The 18,412-nt window shown below is 68.0% G+C and carries 16 protein-coding genes and 1 pseudogene; 5 read left to right on the plus strand and 12 right to left on the minus strand.

Translation table 11 applies throughout. The annotated features are described in order from the left end of the window. Both ACR2JA_RS12825 and ACR2JA_RS12830 read right to left on the minus strand, forming a co-directional pair. Positions 1-3,735, minus strand: a 3,735-nt coding sequence (locus tag ACR2JA_RS12825) for a PAS domain-containing sensor histidine kinase (protein ID WP_434009471.1), incomplete at its 3' end; no start/stop codon positions are given. Positions 3,736-3,785: 50 nt separating this feature from the next. Beyond that, positions 3,786-5,288 (minus strand): FAD-linked oxidase C-terminal domain-containing protein, encoded by a 1,503-nt coding sequence (locus tag ACR2JA_RS12830; protein WP_434009472.1) that lies wholly within the window; start codon positions 5,286-5,288, stop codon positions 3,786-3,788. Positions 5,289-5,470: 182 nt separating this feature from the next. Between ACR2JA_RS12830 and ACR2JA_RS12835 the strand changes: the two genes are divergently transcribed. Further along, entirely contained in the window at positions 5,471-5,899 is a 429-nt protein-coding gene (locus ACR2JA_RS12835; RefSeq protein ID WP_434009473.1) for an Hsp20/alpha crystallin family protein, read from the plus strand. Here ACR2JA_RS12835 and ACR2JA_RS12840 read toward each other — a convergent pair whose 3' ends face one another. Together ACR2JA_RS12840 and purU are read right to left on the minus strand one after the other, a co-directional pair. Beyond that, positions 5,900-6,769, minus strand: a complete 870-nt coding sequence (locus tag ACR2JA_RS12840; protein ID WP_434009474.1) for a LysR substrate-binding domain-containing protein — start codon at positions 6,767-6,769, stop codon at positions 5,900-5,902. It abuts the gene before it with no gap. A gap of 128 nt (positions 6,770-6,897) precedes the next feature. After that, positions 6,898-7,746, minus strand: coding sequence for a formyltetrahydrofolate deformylase (gene purU / locus ACR2JA_RS12845; protein ID WP_434009475.1), 849 nt, complete (start codon positions 7,744-7,746; stop codon positions 6,898-6,900). A gap of 139 nt (positions 7,747-7,885) precedes the next feature. Here purU and ACR2JA_RS12850 point away from each other — a divergent pair, with 139 nt between their 5' ends. Further along, positions 7,886-9,226, plus strand: a complete 1,341-nt coding sequence (locus ACR2JA_RS12850) for an aspartate aminotransferase family protein (RefSeq protein WP_434009476.1) — start codon at positions 7,886-7,888, stop codon at positions 9,224-9,226. A 13-nt stretch (positions 9,227-9,239) separates the two neighbouring features. Here ACR2JA_RS12850 and ACR2JA_RS12855 read toward each other — a convergent pair whose 3' ends face one another. Further along, complete coding sequence (locus tag ACR2JA_RS12855; RefSeq protein ID WP_434009477.1) at positions 9,240-10,055, minus strand: ChaN family lipoprotein; 816 nt, start codon at positions 10,053-10,055, stop codon at positions 9,240-9,242. A gap of 79 nt (positions 10,056-10,134) precedes the next feature. Here ACR2JA_RS12855 and ACR2JA_RS12860 point away from each other — a divergent pair, with 79 nt between their 5' ends. Next, positions 10,135-11,208 (plus strand): AbrB family transcriptional regulator, encoded by a 1,074-nt coding sequence (locus tag ACR2JA_RS12860; protein WP_434009478.1) that lies wholly within the window; start codon positions 10,135-10,137, stop codon positions 11,206-11,208. 133 nt (positions 11,209-11,341) lie between these two features. Here ACR2JA_RS12860 and ACR2JA_RS12865 read toward each other — a convergent pair whose 3' ends face one another. The 3 genes from ACR2JA_RS12865 to ACR2JA_RS12875 form a co-directional block, all read right to left on the minus strand. Further along, positions 11,342-11,626, minus strand: coding sequence for a BTH_I0359 family protein (locus ACR2JA_RS12865; protein ID WP_434009479.1), 285 nt, complete (start codon positions 11,624-11,626; stop codon positions 11,342-11,344). A gap of 140 nt (positions 11,627-11,766) precedes the next feature. Further along, complete coding sequence (locus ACR2JA_RS12870) at positions 11,767-13,014, minus strand: DUF3108 domain-containing protein (RefSeq protein WP_434009480.1); 1,248 nt, start codon at positions 13,012-13,014, stop codon at positions 11,767-11,769. 6 nt (positions 13,015-13,020) lie between these two features. Further along, positions 13,021-13,899: an IclR family transcriptional regulator gene (locus ACR2JA_RS12875; protein WP_434009481.1), complete on the minus strand. Its 879-nt coding sequence runs from the start codon at positions 13,897-13,899 to the stop codon at positions 13,021-13,023. A 140-nt stretch (positions 13,900-14,039) separates the two neighbouring features. Here ACR2JA_RS12875 and ACR2JA_RS12880 point away from each other — a divergent pair, with 140 nt between their 5' ends. Beyond that, positions 14,040-15,053 carry a fumarylacetoacetate hydrolase family protein gene (locus ACR2JA_RS12880; protein WP_434009482.1) on the plus strand — a complete coding sequence of 338 codons (1,014 nt, stop codon included), beginning with the start codon at positions 14,040-14,042 and terminating at the stop codon, positions 15,051-15,053. A 66-nt stretch (positions 15,054-15,119) separates the two neighbouring features. Here the strand turns inward: ACR2JA_RS12880 and ACR2JA_RS12885 are convergent, their stop codons facing one another. From ACR2JA_RS12885 to ACR2JA_RS12900, 4 genes are all read right to left on the minus strand, one after another. Further along, positions 15,120-16,271 (minus strand): ABC transporter substrate-binding protein, encoded by a 1,152-nt coding sequence (locus ACR2JA_RS12885; RefSeq protein ID WP_434009483.1) that lies wholly within the window; start codon positions 16,269-16,271, stop codon positions 15,120-15,122. A 156-nt stretch (positions 16,272-16,427) separates the two neighbouring features. Beyond that, a complete protein-coding gene (locus ACR2JA_RS12890) occupies positions 16,428-16,871 on the minus strand; it encodes a VOC family protein (protein WP_434009484.1) in 444 nt (147 codons plus the stop codon). A 186-nt stretch (positions 16,872-17,057) separates the two neighbouring features. Then, positions 17,058-17,435 (minus strand): hypothetical protein, encoded by a 378-nt coding sequence (locus ACR2JA_RS12895; protein WP_434009485.1) that lies wholly within the window; start codon positions 17,433-17,435, stop codon positions 17,058-17,060. Between the two features lie 56 nt (positions 17,436-17,491). Continuing rightward, complete coding sequence (locus ACR2JA_RS12900; protein ID WP_434009486.1) at positions 17,492-17,878, minus strand: TraR/DksA family transcriptional regulator; 387 nt, start codon at positions 17,876-17,878, stop codon at positions 17,492-17,494. 254 nt (positions 17,879-18,132) lie between these two features. On the opposite strand from ACR2JA_RS12900, the pseudogene ACR2JA_RS12905 reads away from it, so the two are divergent. Then, positions 18,133-18,412 (plus strand): annotated as a pseudogene (locus ACR2JA_RS12905) (enoyl-CoA hydratase); the annotation flags it as partial.

Consider the following 18,412-nt stretch of genomic DNA (forward strand, 5'->3'; position numbering starts at 1 on the left):
CTGGCTCTCAGCCCAAATGCTACCACCGTGCCGCTCCAGAATGCGGCGCGTGAGGGCCAACCCGATGCCGGTGCCCTCGAACTCGGTGGCGCGGTGCAGGCGCTGGAACACGCCGAACAGCTTGGAAGCGTATTTGGTGTCGAAGCCCACGCCGTTGTCACGCACGTAGAAGGTGTAGCCCACGGCGGGATCCACGCTCCAGCCCACTTCGATGCGGGCCCGCTCGCGCGGGCGGGTGTACTTGAAGGCGTTGCCCAGGAGGTTGGCCCAGACCTCGCGCAGCAGGAGGGCATCGCCCTGCACCACCGGCAGGTCGGGCGCGATCACCCAGTCCACCACGCGGCCCTGGGTGTCGTGCGCCAGCTGGCTGACCACGGCGTCGACCAGCAGAGTGAAGTCCACCGCGGTCAGGTTGACGGCCGAGCGGCCCAGGCGCGAGAAGGCCAGCAAGCCGTCGATCAGCTGGCTCATGTGACGGGCGGAGCCGCCGATGGTGCTCAGGTACTTCTGCGCGGTGTCGTCCAGCTGGCCGGTCAGGTGCTCTTCGAGCAGGCTCACGAAGCTGGAAATGTGGCGCAGCGGCGAGCGCAGGTCGTGCGAGACCGAGTAGGAACACGACTCCAGGTCCTTGTTGGCCGCCAGCAGCTGCTCGGTACGGTCGGCCACGCGGTTCTCCAGCTCGTCGTTGATGTTGCGCATCAGGTCGTCGAGCCGCTTGGCATCGGTCATGTCGCGGTTGATCTTGGCAAAGCCCTTGAGCTCGCCGTGGTCGTCGCGCAAGGCGATCAGCAGGGAGTGCGACCAGTACTCGCTGCCGTCCTTGCGGCGGTGCCAGCTCTGCAGCTCGTGCTGCCCGCGAGAGGCGGCCAGCCGCATCATCTGGTCGGCGTTTTCCATCGCTTTGCGCGGCTGGTCGCGCTCGAACAGCAGCGAATAGTGGCGCCCCAGCATCTCGGTGGGCGAGTAGCCCTCCATGCGCTGCGCGCTGTCGGTCCAGTCGGTGATCAGGCCCTGGCTGTCCAGGAAGAAGATGCAGTACTCGCGCAGGTTGTCCACCATCAGGCGGAAGCGCTGCTCGCTCTCCAGCAGTTCGAGCGAGCGCTCCTGGATGCGTTGCTCCAGTTCGTCGTTGAGCTGGTTGACGCGCTCTTCCACCCGTTTGCGTTCGGTGATGTCCACGATCTGCACGAACACGCCCTGCACCAGGCCTTCGTGGATGTCGGGCAGGTAGTTGGCGTTGATGAAGATCGATTCGCCGCTGACGGTCTTGCGCCAGGCTTCGAAATGCTGGGCCTGCCCGCCCAGCGCCGCCTGCATGCGCGGGCCGATGTCGGCCCAGACCTCGGCGGGTACCACTTCGCTGATGTGGATGCCCAGCATCTTGGCCGGGTCCAGCCCGTAGATGCGCAGGTGCTCGGCGTTGGCAAAACGAAAGCGCAGCATCGCGTCCAGGTAGGCGATCATGCCCGGCACGTGGTCGGTGATGGTCTGCAGGAAACGCTGGTTCTCGCGCAGGGCGATCTCGGCCGACTTGCGCGCGGTGATGTCCACCACCGTGGTGTTGCTGTGCAGGAAGTGGCCGTTGGCGTCGCGCACCGCTGCCGACGACAGCAGCGCGTGGAATACCGAGCCGTCCTTGCGGCGCATCTCGTACTCGGCGCCGCCGAGCACGCCGTCGCGCAGCAGGCGGGCCATGCGCTCTTCGAGCAAGGGCACGCGCGAGGGCAGGGTGATGTCGCGGAAGTTCAGTTGCCCGACCACGTCTTGGCGGTCGTAGCCCAGCCACTGGAGTTCGGTGTCGTTGATCGCGACGAAGACCCCGTTGACGTCGAGCGAGTGGTAGCCACAGGGCGCCTGGTTGTACAGCGCCTGAGCCTGCTGCAGGGCTTCGCCGAGCTGGCGGTTGGCGTCCTGTACCCGGTCCTCCGACGCTTTGCGCTCGGTGATGTCCAGCATCTGGATGAACACGCCGTGCACCTGGCCGTCGTGCCGGTAGGGCGTGTATTCGATGCTCGCGTAGAAGCGGTGGCCGTCGGGGAAGACGCGCTCGCCTTCGAACTGCTGCGACTCGCCGCGCAAGGCGGCGGCCAGCTTGGGCTGCGCGAAGGCGTAGTCCTGCGGACGGGCGATCTCGCTCAGGTGCCGGCCCACCAGCGCCGCCGGATCGCCGCCCACCCACCGGGCGTAGCTGGCGTTGGCGAAGTGGCAGATCAGTGCGCTGTCGAAGAACGCCAGCTGCACCGGCACGCTGTTGGTGATGGTCTGCAGGAAGGTGCGCTGGGCGTCCAGCGCGTGCTCGGCAGCCTTGCGCTCGGTGATGTCGACCAGCGTGTTGTTGGTGCGCACGAAGGCGCCGCGCTCGTCGGTCACGGCGGTGCTGCTGAGCAGGGCCACAAAGCCCGACCCGTCGCGCCGCCGCATGTTCAGCTCGGCCGCGTCCAGCTTCTCGCCCGCCACCAGGCGGCGCAGCCGCTCCACCACCTGCGGCACGTGTTCGGGCTGCACGAAGTCGCGGAAATGCTGGCGGCCCACCACTTCGTCTCGGGTACAGCCCAGCCAGTCGAGTTCGGTCTGGTTGATCAGCACGAAGATGCCGGACGCATCGACCGAGTGGTAGCCACACGGCGCCTTGTTGTACAGGGCCTGGGCGTCGCTCAGGGTCTGGCGCAGGCGTTCATTGGTCTCGGCCAGGGCTTCGGTGCGCTCCTGCACGCGGGCTTCCAGCTCGTTGTTGAGCCGGTGGATGTGCTCCTGCTGCCGGTGTTGTTCGGTGATGTCGCGCGAGACGGCCAGCAACATCACCGGTTCGCCGCGGTTGTCGTGGATGGGGGACACCACCGTGTCCCACCACTTGGGCGTGGCTTTGAACGTTTCACCGAACGCGACGAAGCGGGCGGTCTCGCCCCGCCGTGCGCTGGCCACGGCCTGCCGGGCCTGGGTCTCGTTCTCGTCCTTCCACCACTGCGTCCAGTCGCTGCCACGCACCTGTTCGAAGTCATCGACCTCCACCAGGTGGCAGCCGCGCGTGGTCATCTGCAGGACATGGCCTTCCAGGTCCAGCACCTTGGTGCAGTCGGGGCTGCTGGCGATGATCTGGCGGTTCAACTCTTCCTGGATCAGGGCGTCGGCCTGCAGCACACGCAGCGAGCTGATGTCCTGCACGAAGCCGATGTGGCCGATCAGAGCGCCCTTCTCGTCGAGCTGTGGCACGTTGCGCACCTGCAGGTGGGCGGTTTCGCCGTTGGAGCGGATCAGGCGGAACTCGACGCTCAGGCTGTCGCTGCGCGCGATGCTCTGGGCCCAGTGTTGCTGCACGCGTTCCAGGTCCTGCGGGTGCACCAGCCGCAACCAGCCCAGGTTGGTGAACGCTTCGGGCTGCAGGCCAAAGATGCGCTGCAGGGCCTCGTCCACATGGGTGAGCAGGCCGGTCGGGTCGACGCGGAACACGCCGATCGGGAACACGCTGGCCAAGGCGGCCAGCAGGCCTTCGTACTCGAGTTTGGCCAGCGGCTCCACGCCTTTGCCTGTGGCGCGCAACGACAGGTCCAGCGGTGCTGGCAGGGTGATCTCATGACCGTCGGTCGTGCCGACCAGGTGCTGCGCGTGCTGGCGCCGCAGGTGGGCGTTCTCTGCGCGCAGCGCTTCGATTTCGCGTTCCAGCGCCTGCACCTGTGCCTGGCGTTCGTCCGCATCGGGCTGCGGGCGACCAGGGGTCAGGGTGGGCAGGGCGCTCATGTCCTGCAATGTACCCGAGCCCTCCCGGGGTCAACTGTGAAATATGACAGTCAGAACCGGGGCAATTCCGGGAATGGCAGGCGGCCTCCGCGCACCAGCATCTTGCCGTATTCGGCACAACGCTGCGCCGTTGGTATGACCTTGCCGGGGTTCAGGAGTGCTTTGGTATCAAAGGCATGCTTGACGGCGAACATCAACGCGTTTTCCTGCGCGCTGAACTGTACGCACATGCTGTTGAGCTTCTCCACGCCCACGCCGTGTTCCCCGGTGACGGTGCCACCCATGGCCACGCTGGTTTCCAGGATCTCGGCGCCGAACTGCTCGCAGCGGTGCAGCTGGTCGGGGTCGTTCGCATCGAACAGGATCAGCGGGTGCAGGTTGCCGTCGCCGGCGTGGAACACGTTGGCGCAGCGCAGGCCGTATTTCTGTTCCATGTCGGCGATGGCGAACAGGATGTCGGCCAGGCGCTTGCGCGGGATCGTGCTGTCCATGCACATGTAGTCGGGGCTGATGCGGCCGCTGGCCGGAAAGGCGTTCTTGCGCCCGCTCCAGAAGCGCAGGCGCTCGGCCTCGTCGCGGCTCACCGCGATGGCGGTGGCGCCACAGCCGCGCAGCACCGCGCTCATGCGGCCGATCTCCTCTTCCACCTCCTCGGGCGTGCCATCGCTCTCGCACAGCAGGATGGCGGCGGCGTCCAGGTCGTAGCCGGCCTTCACGAAATCTTCCACCGCCGCGGTCATGGGTTTGTCCATCATCTCCAGACCTGCCGGGATGATGCCGGCCGCGATGACGGCGGCCACCGCGTCGCCGGCCTTCTGGATGTCGTCGAAACTGGCCATGATGCAGCGCGCCAGCTGCGGCTTGGGCACCAGCTTCACGGTGACTTCGGTGGTCACGGCCAGCATGCCTTCGCTCCCGATCACCAGCGACAGCAGGTCCAGCCCGGGCGTGTCCAGCGCGGTGCCGCCCAGGGTGACGGGCTCGCCCTCGACCGTGAAGCCGCGCACCTGCAGCACGTTGTGCACCGTCAGGCCATATTTCAGGCAGTGCACGCCACCGGAGTTTTCGGCCACGTTGCCGCCGATGCTGCAGGCGATCTGGCTGCTCGGGTCGGGCGCGTAGTACAGGCCGTGCGGCGCCGCGGCTTCGCTGATGGCCAGGTTTCGCACGCCCGCCTGCACCACCGCCGTGCGCGAGCGCGGATCGATCGACAGGATGCGGTTGAATTTGGCCAGCGACAGCGTCACGCCCATGGCGTGCGGCATGGCGCCACCCGAGAGACCCGTGCCGGCCCCGCGCGCCACCACCGGCACGCCCAGCCGGTGGCACACCCGCAGCGCGTCGGACACCTGGGCCTCGGTCTCGGGCAGGGCCACCACCAGCGGTCGCTCGCGGTAGGCGGTCAGCCCGTCGCATTCGTAGGGTACGGTGTCCTCGGGCTGCCAGAGCAGGGCGTGGGCCGGCAGCACGGCCTGCAAGGTGCGCACCACCTCGGCCTGGCGGGCAGCGCGCTCGGCGCGGGTGACTTCGGCGGGGGCGGTGGGGGCGTTCATGCGGCGCAGTGTACGGCGGCCCGCCGCGCGGTGCATTGAAGAAACTTGCAGCACCGGTTGAGCAGGTTTGAGGTGCGTCAAACACCGGGGTCTTGAAAAGCGCGGGGCTGCGTCTATCTGTTTCACACGGAGCCGGCAGGACCGGCTCCTCCCCACCACCCATCCGTTTCAAGGAGTGCACCATGAACCACCTGATCGCCCGTTCCGGCCTGTTCGACGACTTCTTCAAGGACGTCGCCCCTGGCTTCTATGTTCGCCCTCTGCACGGCGACAACCTGCCCTCGCCCTCGCAGATCAAGATCGACGTGAAGGAAACGCCGTCCGCCTACACCGTGGTGGCCGAGGTGCCTGGTGTGGCCAAGGAAGACATCCACGTCACGGTCGAAGGCAGCGTGGTGACGCTGCGCGCCGAGGTCAAGCAGCAAGACAGCCAGACGCAGGACGAGAAGGTGCTGCGCACCGAGCGGTACTACGGCGCCGTGGCCCGCAGCTTCCAGCTGGCGACCGACATCGACAACGAGAAGTCGAAGGCCAAGTACGAGAACGGTGTGCTGACGCTGACGCTGCCGAAGAAGGTCGCCCTCGCGGGTCAGCGCTTGAACATCGAGTGATCAGCTCAGCGATTTCTTGAGCCACTCGGCAAAGGCGGCGCATTCCCAGCGGTCCATGGTGCCGGTGCGCCAGCACAGGTAGTGCGCGTGCGGGCTGGGCACGTGGCGCGGGTACAGCGGCACCAGCGTGCCGTTCTCCAGCCAGGGGGCGGCCAGCTTCAGCCGCACCAGTGCGATGCCCATGCCCACAGCCGCGGCGTCACACATCAGGCCGATGTCGTTGAACTGCGAGCCGTCCACCGGCTCGGGCCAGTCCAGATCGTGCGCCGCAAACCAGGTGCGCCAGGGTTCCAGCGGGCTGCGCAGCAGCGGCACGCCTTCGAGGTCCTGCTGTGTTTCAAACGGGCCACGCTCGCGCGCGAAAGACGGCGAGGCCAGCGGCGTGACCTCGTCCTTCATCAGGCACACGTGTTCCACGTCCGCGTAGCGACCGGTCCCGAACCGGACGGTCAGGTCGGCGTCTTCGGCCACCACGTCCAGCAGCGGGATGCTGACCTGCAGGGTGAGATCGATCTCGGGGTAGGCGTCGCTGAACTGCTTCAAGCGCGGCAGCAGGATGGAGCGGGCAAACGTGGGGGTGACCGCCAGCTTGAGCTTGCGGCGCCCGGGCGAAGCGGTCGCGCTGGGAAACTTCTGCAGCGACGCCAGCCCTTCGCGCACCTGGGCCAGGTACTCGCTGCCCTCGGTGGTGAGTGAAAAATCCGCCCGCCCGAACAGCTTGGTGCCCAGGATCTGTTCCAGCTGCTTGATGCGGTGGCTCACCGCGCTGGGCGTGACGCACAGCTCTTCGCTGGTCTGCGTCACGCTGCGCAGCCGCGCCAGCGCTTCAAAGGTCAGCAGGCACTGGATGGGCGGAATGCGGATCGTCATGAATGCACCTCACACGCAGCGTCAGAGGGGAAGCGATCCAGGCACGACGCGCACGGCCGCACCGAAGCGGACGTGCGCCCCCCAGTGGGGGGAGGCAGCCTGCAAGGCTGCTTCGGGGGGCATCCTGTTCACTTGAACACCACGGTCTTGTGGCCGTTGAGCAGCACTCGGTGCTCGCTGTGCCACTTCACGGCGCGGGCCAGCACCTGACTTTCGGTGTCGCGGCCCAGGGCGGTCAGGTCCTCCACCGTCTTGCCGTGGTCCACACGGGCCACGTCCTGTTCGATGATCGGACCCTCGTCCAGATCCGCCGTCACGTAGTGGGCGGTGGCGCCGATCAGCTTCACCCCGCGGTCGTGTGCCTGGTAGTAGGGCTTGGCGCCCTTGAAGCTGGGCAGGAAGCTGTGGTGGATGTTGATCGCCTGGCCCGAGAGTTCGCGGCACAGGTTGTCCGACAGGATCTGCATGTAGCGCGCCAGCACGACCAGCTCGGCGCCTTCGCTGCGGATCACCTCCAGCTGCTTGGCCTCGGCCTGCGCCTTGGTGGCGGCCGTCAGCGGGATGTGGTGGAACGGCACGTTGTAGCTGGCCGCGAGCTGGTAGAAGTCGCGGTGGTTGCTGACGATGGCGCGGATGTCCAGCCGCAGCAGCCCGCTCTTCCAGCGGAACAGCAGGTCGTTCAGGCAGTGGCCTTCTTTGCTGACGAAGATCACCGTCTTCATCGGCTCGGCCAGCGGGTGCAGGCCCCACTGCATGCCAAACGGCTCGGCGAACAGCTTCAGGTGGGCGCGCAGGTCGTCCTGTGTGAGCTGGGCGCAGGTGAACTGCACGCGCATGAAAAACAGGCCGGTGCCGTGGTCGTTGTACTGGGCGGCTTCTTCGATGTTGCCGCCGCGCTCCAGCAGGAAACCCGAGACGGCGTGCACGATGCCAGGGCGGTCCTGGCAGGACAGGGTGAGGACGTAGGTGTGGGTCATGGTTGGTCCGATTGTCGCAGGGCGCCCCGGGTGGGTCGTTTCGGCGGTGGTGCAGTGGACCTGCCTGCTGCGGATTTTCGGTGCCAGAATCTCGCCACTTGCTTCCGCGCCGCGCACGCCGGCGCTTCTGGAGAATCCCATGGCCTACAACGATTTCCGCATGGACAACCAGTGGTTGCCCTTCACGCCCAACCGCGCGTTCCAGAAAGACCCGCGCGTCTTCGTCGGCGCCGATGGCATGCACTTCACCACGCACGACGGCCGCCAGGTCATCGACGGCATCTCCAGCCTGTGGTGTGTCGGCGCCGGCCACAACCGCAAGGCGATCAACGAAGCCATCAAGGCCCAGCTGGACACCCTGGACTACTCGACCGCCTTCAGCGTCAGCAACGACAAGGCCTTCCGCGCCGCCGAAATGATCGCGGCCCTGGCGCCCGGCGACCTGAACAAGGTGCTGTTCTGCAACTCGGGCTCCGAGGCCGCCGACACCTCGCTGAAGGTGGCACTGGCCTACCACCGCGCCCGCGGCGAAGGCCACCGCAACCTCTTCATCGGCCGTGAGCGCGGCTACCACGGCGTCAACTTCGGCGGCATGAGCGTGGGCGGCATCCCGGCCAACCGCAAGGTGTACGGCACCTCGCTGCTGCCGCGGGTGGACCACCTGCGCTTCATCCACGACCCGGTCCACCACGCTTACATCCACAACCAGGAGCCGGTGTGGAACGAAGACATCCTGCTGGAGCTGGAAAACCGCATCCTGCCGCTGCACGACCCGAGCAACGTGGCGGCCGTCATCGTCGAGCCGGTGGCCGGCAGTGCGGGCTGGTACATCCCGCCGCAGGGCTACCTGAAACGCCTGCGCGAGATCTGCGACAAGCACGGCATCCTGCTGATCTTCGACGAGGTCATCACCGGCTTCGGCCGCCTGGGCACGCCCTTCGCGTCCGATTACTACGGCGTGCAGCCCGACATGCTGAACTTCGCCAAGGCGGTCACCAACGGCGTGATCCCCATGGGCGGCGTGGTCTGCAGCGACCGCATCTACAACGCCATGATGGGCGCCCACGGCAGCGCGCCGGAGCACGCCATCGAGTTCTTCCACGGTTACACCTACTCGGGTCACCCGGTGGCCTGCGCCGCGGCCATCGCCACGCTGGACTTGTTCCGCGAAGAACAGCTGTTCGAACGCGCCGGCCAGATGGGCCCGGTGCTGGGCGACGCGATGCACAGCGCGCTCAAGGGCCTGCCCAACGTCATCAGCATCCGCAGCCTGGGGCTGGCGGCGGCGGTGGAACTGGCGTCGGTGCCCGGTCTGCCGGGCAAGCGCGCCTACGACATCTTCCTCGACTGCTACCACCGCGGCGTGCTGGTGCGCAACGCGGGCGAGAACCTGGTGTTTGCGCCGCCCTTCATCGTGGAAAAGGCGCAGATCGAGACCATGGTCGGCGTGCTGGCCGACGCGATACGGCGGCACGCCTGAATTCCTCGGGCCGCTACCGCGGCCCTTGCCCCCACTGCTGGCGCAGCTCGGCGCAGTGGTCCACCGGGGTTGTGGGCGCGGTGCGCCAGACGCGGTCGGCCGCAGAACCCCCGCTGGCGTCTGCGCCGGCCAGCGCCACCACCACCTGCAGCGGCTGATCGGGCGGCAGGTGCTGCGGCACACCGATGTCGCGCCGCACGTGCTGGTGGCCGGCCACCAGCAGCACCGTCTGGCCCGTGCGCAGCGCTTGCTGCGCGGTCTGCGCCAGGGCACGGTCGCGTGCCAGCTGGATGCGTGTCATCGGCACGATTTGCGATTCCGGCAGCAGGCCGCAGTGCCCGGTGCGGATGTTCTCGCGCTGCTGCTGCAGGGCAGCGGCCGGCAAGGTGGTGTCCAGACCCGACTCGCCCATCACCGCGCGCATCTGTGCGCGCGGCAGGTTGCCGCCGAGCACCGGAACGCTGGCGCGCACCGCGTCCATCACCAGCGGGCCGTACACCGCCCAGGACCAAGCCCCTGCATTCTGCTCGCCAGTCCAGTCCAGGGCCTCGCGCACCCGGGTTTCGCTCGCATCGGGCGGCAGGCCGCTGGTCTGGCGGTCGCGTTCAACCATTTCCAGCACCAGCGCGGCCAGCTGCCCCCGTTCGGCCAGCTGGCGCAGGGTCTGGCGCTGCAGGCGCTGGTGGTCGGGGGCGTCGTGCTGCTCGCCCAGCAGCAGCAGCGGGGTGGGCAGCAGGCCCGACAGGTCGGGCGCCGGCGTGGCCGTTGTGCAGCCGGCCAGCAGCAACGCCGCGCCCGCCCAGGAGATGACAGCCCGTCGACAGTTCATGCCTGGATACTACGGACTCCTGTAAAGCCCCTGCATCGGTTCTGAATTGAATACCCCTCCCGTTCACCGCCCCTGGGGCTTGCCTTTCATCGTGCGGGTGCTGCTCACCTTGCTGCTGGCCCTGGCCGCGGCGGAACTCTGTGTCTGGCTGCACACCCCCATCCCCTGGATGATCGGGCCGCTGCTGGCGACCTCGCTGGTCTCGGTGTTCGGTGCGCCCACCGCCAGCTGGATACCGGCGCGCAACACGGGGCAGTGGGTCATCGGTTGCGCGCTGGGGCTGTACTTCACGCCCGCCGTGGGGGCACTGGTGGTGGGCCTGTGGTGGGCGATCGCGCTGGGCATCGCCTGGGCGCTGGCCCTGGGGCTGGGCTTCGGGGCCTGGTTGCGGCGGGTGCACGCCGGGCAGTTGCCGGGCGTGTCGGCCCAGCAGCTGCGCTGCACCACCTACTTTGCCGGCGCCATCGGTGGGGCATCCGAAATGACGCTGATCGCCGAACGCCAGGGCGCCCGAACCGACCTGGTGGCCGCCGCGCACAGCCTGCGCGTGCTGCTGGTGACGCTGACCATCCCGTTCACGATGCAGGCCTGGGGTGTCAGCGGGCTGGACGCCAGCCTGCCCGCCGCCCGCGCGGTCCAGTGGCCAGGGCTGGCCGCGCTGGGTGCGCTGTGCCTGGCGGGCGGTTTGCTCATGCAGCGGCTGGGCCGGGCCAACCCCTGGTTCATGGGCTCGTTGCTGGCCACCATGGTGCTCACGCTCTCGGGCGTCACCCTCTCGGCTCTGCCGGGCTGGCTCACGGCCGGGGCGCAGCTGGTCATCGGCGTCAGCCTGGGCGTGCGTTTCACGCCGGCTTTCGTGCACACCGCGCCGCGCTGGCTGGGGTCGGTGGCGCTGGCCAGCTTCGTGATGATGGGCCTGTGCGCGGGTTTTGGCTGGGCATTGTCATGGCTGACCGGCCTGCACCCGGCCACCCTGCTGCTGGGCACCTCGCCCGGCGGCATCGCGGAAATGGCCATCACCGCCAAGGTGCTGCAGCTGGGCGTGCCCATGGTCACCGCTTTCCAGGTGTGTCGCCTGGTGGCCGTGCTGGTGCTGGCCGAGCCGGTGTACCGCTGGTGGAGTGCCCGTCCCTCAGCAGAGGCCCAGAAATGACAAAGCCCGGCAAAAGCCGGGCAGTCGTAGAGAGGGGAAGCCAGTCCAGGATGCGGTGGAACCGGCTTTGCCGGGCCACACGCATCGCCCCCTGGGGGGTGACGCGCCGCAGGCGCGGCGCGGGGGGGACCATTCAATTCATGACCACCGGCATCTGCGCCAGGCTGGCGTAGCCTTCCAGCGTGTCTTCCACTTCCTCTTGCGAGGGCATGTCTTTTTGCCAGGCGGTGATCTGGATCTGGAACATCTCGGCCCAGGAGCCGTCGAGGTAAACCTCTTTGCCCGAACGTTTGTCCACGATTTCAAAACCATGGCGCGGGATTTGAGGACCTTCGTCGGTCACGACCTCGCCCTCGGTGGGCGCGTTGGCCAGGATGTGGACCACGGCAAAAGCATCGGAGTCGTAGAGCATGTGCATGGTTTCAATATCCTTCAAAACAAGAAACCTGTGTTCCTTTGGCTGTTATATCGGCAATCGTTGGCGCTTCTTCAGCCCCTTGTGCCTTCAGATGGTCATCTTGGCGAAAGATTCAATATGCGTGTGTTTTTGGGCACAGTTCATTGGGTTGCGTCTGTGGGCAGCGGGAGCAGGGGCGGCAACTGTCGCAGCAACTGGTCGGCCAAGCTGCCGTCCTGTTCGGTCACGCGGATGCGCACTGGCAGGTGCTGCAGCGATGGCGCCAGCCAGACCTCCACCGTGCTGTCGTACTCGCGACGGGGTTCGCGCAGCAGGCGCCGGGCGGGCACGGTGCCCGCGGGCAGGGTCAGGGCTTGCAGCGCACCAACCTGGAACTGCCAGACCTCGGCGCCACCGGTACTGGCCACCTGCACCGCGATCGAGGCGCCTTCGGGGTAGGCCTGCGGCCGGGCCTGCAGCAGGGCTCCGAGTTGCAGGAACACCGACAGCCGGTCCTGTGCGCCGGGTTGCAGGGGCACGTCGGGGGCGTTGTTGCTGAACCGGATGGTCTGGCGCGCGTGGTCAAAATGCGCTGCTTTTTCGGCTCCGCGCCGCCGATCGCCAAAGCGCAGGGGCGACAAACCGTGTGGGCCGATGCTGCCCTGGCTGGTCTGTACCCGGCTGCCCACCAGGAAGGCACTGATCTCCAGTTCGGCGGTGTAGCGCTGGCCTTCGACCAGCCATTGCAGTTGCGCATCGGCGCTGTAGCCCAAGCCTTTGGCCTTGCCCTGGATGTCGTAGCCCAGTCTCACGCTGGCGGGGAGCTGGGCTGGGGGCAAGGGGTGTGGCTCGGTGGCAGGGTTGCGGGGCGCCGCGTTGCCTGCTGCAGCGACCAGGGTGTCTTCCACCTTCGCAGGGGCAGGGGTGGCATTGGCCACGGCGGGTTGGGGTTGGTGCGGTGTCTCGGCCACGGGAGCTGGCTCCGGCACGGGCATGGCTGGTGTCGCCGTGGGTGATGGGGTGTCGATGGGGAGCTGTGTGGGCGGGGTGGCCTGCTCTCCATCGTCCTCGGGCACCGGCTGGGGACCGACCACCTGGATTTCTTTGAGGACGGCCGGCGCGGGGTTGGCGGGCGCCGGTGCTGGTGGCGGCGAGGGCGGTGCGATCCAGCGCACCGTGCTGACCTGCACCGCCACGGTCGGCTCGGGTGGTGGCGCTTGCGATGGCGCATCCGTGTCCCTGGCTGTGGTCAGGGCCGCCGGCTGCAGCGCCGCCGGTGCATCCGGACCGGCCGCGGGCCAGTCCCAGCGCACGCCGCCCGTCAGCAGCAGCAGGTGCGCGGCCAGCACGCCGACGGCCAGTGCCAGCAGCACCGTCCAGCGAGGGGTGGCCGGTGAGGGGCGCGCCATGGTCGATCAGGCCGCTGTGCGGTGCCCCAGATCGGCACTGAGCTGCCGCGCGCAGCGCTGCAGGGCCGTGGCCGGTGTGCCGTCCCAGGCGGTGTCCAGCGTGGCGACCGAGCCCAGCACCACCAGGCCCAGTGCCAGCCGTCCCTGCGCGTCGAACACCGGGGCGCAGAAACCGCCCACGCCGGGCAGCAGGCTGTGCACCACGCGGCCCAGGCCCTGGCGGCGGGTTTCCTGCAGCAGCGCTTGCACCTCGGCCTGGGTCTGCGGCACGTCCACCCGCGGCAGGCCGGTCTGGGGCAGCTGTTTCAGGCGCGCCAGTTCCTCGCGCAGCATCGCCGGGATGCGTTCGCCATCGCGGCCGTCGGTGGGCATGAAGGCGGCGAAACAGCGGCCGGTGGCCGAGGTCAGCAGCGGCATCACATCGCCCAGGCGCAGCGTCACCGGCACCGATTGCGGCGCTTCGGCCCAGTGCACCATGGTCGGCCCCTGGTTGCCCCAGACGGCAATCGCCAGGGTGTGGCCGGTCTCGGCCAGCAGGGCCGGGATGCGCTCGCGCGCAAGTTTGACGGCGTCGATGCGCGCCAGGCTGGCCAGGCCCAGGCGCAGCGCGGCCGGGCCCAGGTCGTAGCGGGTGCTCACCGGGTCCTGCACCACCAGGCCCATGCGCTGGAAGCTGACCAGGTAACGGTGCGCTTTGGCCGCGCTCATGCCGGCGTTGGCGGCCAGGTCGCGCAGCATCAGCGCGCCGGGGGCGTCCGACAGGGCCTTGAGCAGTTCAAATCCGACCTCGACCGACTGGATGCCGGCGCGCAGGTGGTCGGCGCTGTCCTCGTCGGCAGGGGCGTTCGCGTTGCGGCGGCTGGCAGTGGTGGGGCTGGCGGGCATCGGGGCTATGAACTAGAATCTGGGTTTACGGATAGGTTAACTGATTTCACTATTCGTAATTCGATGTTCAGGGCTGTCTGCGGAGCCGACCCGCTGCACCCTCCACTTTTTGAACCGCCCCGCGGCGGCAGGAGACAGGTTTGAAACTCGCCACATACAAAGACGGTTCACGCGACGGACAGCTGGTGGTGGTCTCGCGCGACCTGAGCACGGCCCATTATGCGACCGGCATCGCCACCAAACTCCAGCAGGTGCTGGACGACTGGAACTTCCTCGCCCCCCAGCTGCAGGACCTGTACAGCACCCTCAACAGCGGCAAGGCGCGCCACGCGTTTCCGTTCGATCCCAAGCTCTGCATGGCGCCGCTGCCGCGCGCCTACCAGTGGGCCGACGGGTCGGCCTACATCAACCACGTCGAACTGGTGCGCGCCGCGCGCAACAGCGAAGTGCCGGCCACTTTCTACACCGACCCGCTGATGTACCAGGGTGGTAGCGATGACTTCATCGGCCCCTGCGACGACGTGGTGGTGCCCAGCGAGGACTACGGCATCGACTTCGAGGCCGAGATCGCCGTGATCACGGGCGATGTGCCCATGTGCGCCACGCCCGAGCAGGCGCTGGACGGTGTGCGCCTGCTGATGCTGGTCAACGACGTGTCGCTGCGCAACCTGATCCCCAATGAGCTGGCCAAGGGCTTTGGCTTCTTCCAGAGCAAGCCGGCCAGCGCCTTCAGCCCGGTGGCGGTCACGCCCGACGAGCTGGGCAGCGCCTGGCAGGGCGGCCGTGTGCACCTGCCGCTGCACAGCACCTGGAACGGCCGCAAGGTCGGCATGTGCGACGCCGGGCCCGACATGACCTTCCACTTCGGCCAGCTGATCGCCCACATCGGCAAGACGCGCAACGTCCGCGCCGGCTCCATCGTCGGCTCGGGCACCGTCAGCAACCGCGGCGTGGAGGTCAACGGCAAGAAGGAATGGCCCAAGGGCTACAGCTGCATCGCCGAAAAGCGCTGCATCGAAACCATCCTCGACGGAAAGCCGTCGACCGAGTTCATGAAATTCGGCGACACCATCCGCATCGAGATGAAGGGCCCCGACGGCCAGAGCATCTTCGGCGCGATCGACCAGACCATCGCGCCGCTGCAGACCGCCTGAACGCCGCGCTGACCCCATGCAAAAGGCCCGCACGCAGCGGGCCTTTTGCATGGGGCGGGCACGGGGTCAGGTGCGCACGCGTCCGTCGCCGGTGAGCATGGACAGCTCCACGAAGTGGGACGCGACGTGGTCGTTGGGGCCGAAGCTGATGTTGAAGCCGCCGAGGGAAAAGTCGCGGATGCTCTCCAGCGCACCGACCAGGGCGTCGCGCGAAGGCCGGGCGCCCGCGCGGCGCAGGCCTTCGGCCAGCAGCTTGGCGGCCATGAAGCCTTCCATGCTGGAGAAGTTGGGCTGCACCTTGGCGCCGCCTTCGGCGATGGCGGCGTTGAACTCGCGCGCGATCGGCCGCGAGCCGCTGTAGGGCGTGGGCACGACCTGCGAGACCATCACGCCCGCGCCGTCCTTGCCCAGCGTGTCGGCCAGTGCTTGCGTGCCCACGAAGGACACGTTGTAGAACGTGCCGCCGTAGCCCGCCTTGCGCGCCGCGCGGATGAAGGCCGCGCACGAGGCGTAGGCGCTGATCTGCACCACCGCGTCGGGCTGGGCGGCGGTCAGGCTGGCCACGGCTTTGGCCACGTCCTGCGAATTGCGCTCCACCGTGGCCACCGCCACCGGGGCCAGCTGCTGGGCCTGCAGGGCCGCGGTCACACCGTCCAGGCCGGCTTTGCCGTAGGCGTCGTTCTGGTAGAAAACCGCGATCTTTTTCAACCCCAGGTGCGTGAGCTGCTTGACGATGAGCGCGGTCTCGTCGTGGTACGAAGCGCGCATGTGGAAGGCCATGCGGTTGAACGGCTGGCGCAGGCCCAGGGCGCCGGTGAACGGGGCGAAGAACGGCACCTGTGCCTTGGTGGCCAGTGGCAGCGCCGCCACGCTGGTGGGCGTGCCGATGTAGCCGAACAGCGCGAACACGTCGTCGGCCAGCAGCTTGCGGGTGTTCTCGGCGCAGCGCTCGGGCTCGTAGCCGTCGTCCAGCTGCACGATCTCCACCGGGGTCTGGTTGATCCCGCCCTTGGCGTTGAGCTGGTCGAAGAACAGCTTGGCGCCGGCGTGGAACTGGATGCCCAGCTGGGCCGCCGGGCCGCTGAACGCAGCCGACTGGCCCAGCACGATGCGGTTGGCCGACTGGGCGCGCAGCGCGGGCGCCGCCAGCAGCGAAGAGCCGGCCACCAGGGCGGTGAAGCGGCGGCGGGTGAGGGGTTGAGCGGGGTTCTGGATCATGTGGCGGCGAGGTTCCGGTGGCACGCCGTGCGCGCGCCCGTTCAAAACGCCGAGCATAGGCGGGTGGCCTCGCCGTTGGGCCCGCCTGAACCGCCGTTGGGAAGGTTTAGAGCGGGCGACCCAGTGCCCTCACGCGACTTGTGAGAACCAAAGAATTCACTGGGACGCAAAAATCTGCGCCAGGCTGGCGAAGCCCTTGACCTCGATCGGGTTGCCGAACGGATCGCAGAAAAACATCGTCCACTGTTCGCCCGGTTGACCGGCAAAGCGCACCTGCGGCGGCAGCACGAAGTCCACGCCGGCGGCTGTGAGTCGGTCGGCCAGGGCCTGCCAGGCGGGCAACAGCAGCACCAGCCCGAAGTGCGGCATGGGCACCCAGTGGTCGCCCACCCGGCCGGTGCGTGTGGTCTTGAACGGCTCGCCCAGGTGCAGCGAGATCTGGTGGCTGAAGAAGTCGAAGTCCACCCAGGTGTCGGTGCTGCGGCCTTCGGTGCAGCCCAGCACGCCGCCGTAGAAGCGCCGCGCGGCGTCCAGGTCGGTCACGTGAAAGGCCAGGTGGAACAGGCTGCGGGCGGGCAGGGTATGGGGCAGGAGGGGCATCGTCTCAGAATAACAAAAGCACAAAGCCCGTCAGCGCGCGCCGACGGGCTTTGACGATGGGTTTCGCGTGCCGGAGCGCGACTCGCTACAGATGAAGCAGCGCCACCCCAGGGCACCGCCGGGCCGGCTTTGCCGGACGGCCAGTGCCGCCCCTTTGGGGGGTGACGCGAAGCGGCGCAGGGGGGCTCAGCGCTGCGTCGGGTCGGCCGCGGTCTGGTCGTACTTCAGGAAGTACTGGCGCGCCATGGCGACCAGTTGTGCGTCGGTCGGGTGGTCGCTGCTCACCACGTCCACGATGGCCTTGTCCACCGCGTGCGCGTTGTGCTTGCAGAAGTCACGGAACTCGATCTTGGCGTTGGCCGGGCCGGTCAGCAGCACCTCGGTCACCCCGGCCAGCGCGTCGGCCACTTGCTTGAAAAAGTCCTTGTCGGCGCCGACGTGGCCGTGCTTGGGGGTGTGGTGGCTGCGTGCCTTCACGCGCTGGGCTTCAACGTGCTCCTTGTCGAACATCAGCACGTGGGCTTGGCTGTGGTCCATCCAGACGACGGCGTGGAAAGTGGTCATGGGCAAAAACTCCTGTTCAGGTTTCAAGAAAAAAGATCGGTTGCGATCGAGGTGTTTCAGTAGCCGGGCGTGGGTGCGTGGCCCTGGGCCTTTTCGGTCTTCTCCTGGCAGCCCACGCAGCGCAGGGCGGTGGGGCTGGCGTGCAGGCGGGCGGTGGCGATGCCCGCGCCGCAGTCGACACACAGGCCGTAACTGCCGTCGGCGATGCGCTGGAGCGCACCATCGATCGCCACCAGCTCGGCCGATTCGCGCTCTTCCAGCGCAAAGGCCAGATCGCGTTCGGCATCGGCCTGGGCCCAGTCGTCGCTCTGGTGCTCGCGCGCTTCGGCGGCGGCTTCGGCGCGGCCGATCTTGCCGCCGCGCTGGGCGCGCAACTGCGCCAGCACGTCGGTGCGCATCTGCTGCAACTGCTGGGTGAAGGTCTCGGAAATGGGGGTGCTCATGGGGTCTCCTCAAAGGCTGGGGGTCTGCGGTCTGCGACCCCGTTGAAGCCATCTTGCGCCGCCCGGCCCACCCTGTGTTTGACGCACGTCAAGGGCGCCGCCGGACCACGGAACACGCGGGAAAACACCGCCCGCGCCGCGCGGTTTCGGTCGGCCGGACGGGGCAGAATTTCCCGTTGAGATTTCCCACAACATCCCCACCAAAACGGGCCGCTGCCAGCGCAGCGCCACACCGGAGACACCGCATGCACCCCGTGGACTACAGCCGTTACCAGACCCTGCACATCACCCGCCGCGGGCCGCCCGTCAACGGCGTGCCCTCGGTGCTCGACATCCAGATGCGCGCGGATGGCCCCGGCGGCAACGGCAAGCTGCCCACCGCCGGCCACGAAGGCCACTGGGAGCTGAGCGAAATCTGGCGCGACGTGGGCCGCGACGACACGGTGCGCTGCGCCGTGCTGCGCGGCAGCGGGCTGGGCTTCTCGGGCGGCGGCGACCTGGCCCTGGTGCAGGACATGGCCAGCGACTTTGGTG

It is taken from the genome of Hydrogenophaga sp. (assembly GCF_051007235.1).
Lineage (GTDB): Bacteria > Pseudomonadota > Gammaproteobacteria > Burkholderiales > Burkholderiaceae_C > Hydrogenophaga.

Coding starts and splice junctions, on each gene's coding strand:
- ACR2JA_RS12830 (WP_434009472.1), bottom strand. CDS start 5,288: ATGAACGCCCCCACCGCCCCCGCCGAAGTCACCCGCGCCGAGCGCGCT.
- ACR2JA_RS12835 (WP_434009473.1), top strand. CDS start 5,471: ATGAACCACCTGATCGCCCGTTCCGGCCTGTTCGACGACTTCTTCAAG.
- ACR2JA_RS12840 (WP_434009474.1), bottom strand. CDS start 6,769: ATGACGATCCGCATTCCGCCCATCCAGTGCCTGCTGACCTTTGAAGCG.
- purU (WP_434009475.1), bottom strand. CDS start 7,746: ATGACCCACACCTACGTCCTCACCCTGTCCTGCCAGGACCGCCCTGGC.
- ACR2JA_RS12850 (WP_434009476.1), top strand. CDS start 7,886: ATGGCCTACAACGATTTCCGCATGGACAACCAGTGGTTGCCCTTCACG.
- ACR2JA_RS12855 (WP_434009477.1), bottom strand. CDS start 10,055: ATGAACTGTCGACGGGCTGTCATCTCCTGGGCGGGCGCGGCGTTGCTG.
- ACR2JA_RS12865 (WP_434009479.1), bottom strand. CDS start 11,626: ATGCACATGCTCTACGACTCCGATGCTTTTGCCGTGGTCCACATCCTG.
- ACR2JA_RS12870 (WP_434009480.1), bottom strand. CDS start 13,014: ATGGCGCGCCCCTCACCGGCCACCCCTCGCTGGACGGTGCTGCTGGCA.
- ACR2JA_RS12875 (WP_434009481.1), bottom strand. CDS start 13,899: ATGCCCGCCAGCCCCACCACTGCCAGCCGCCGCAACGCGAACGCCCCT.
- ACR2JA_RS12885 (WP_434009483.1), bottom strand. CDS start 16,271: ATGATCCAGAACCCCGCTCAACCCCTCACCCGCCGCCGCTTCACCGCC.
- ACR2JA_RS12890 (WP_434009484.1), bottom strand. CDS start 16,871: ATGCCCCTCCTGCCCCATACCCTGCCCGCCCGCAGCCTGTTCCACCTG.
- ACR2JA_RS12895 (WP_434009485.1), bottom strand. CDS start 17,435: ATGACCACTTTCCACGCCGTCGTCTGGATGGACCACAGCCAAGCCCAC.
- ACR2JA_RS12900 (WP_434009486.1), bottom strand. CDS start 17,878: ATGAGCACCCCCATTTCCGAGACCTTCACCCAGCAGTTGCAGCAGATG.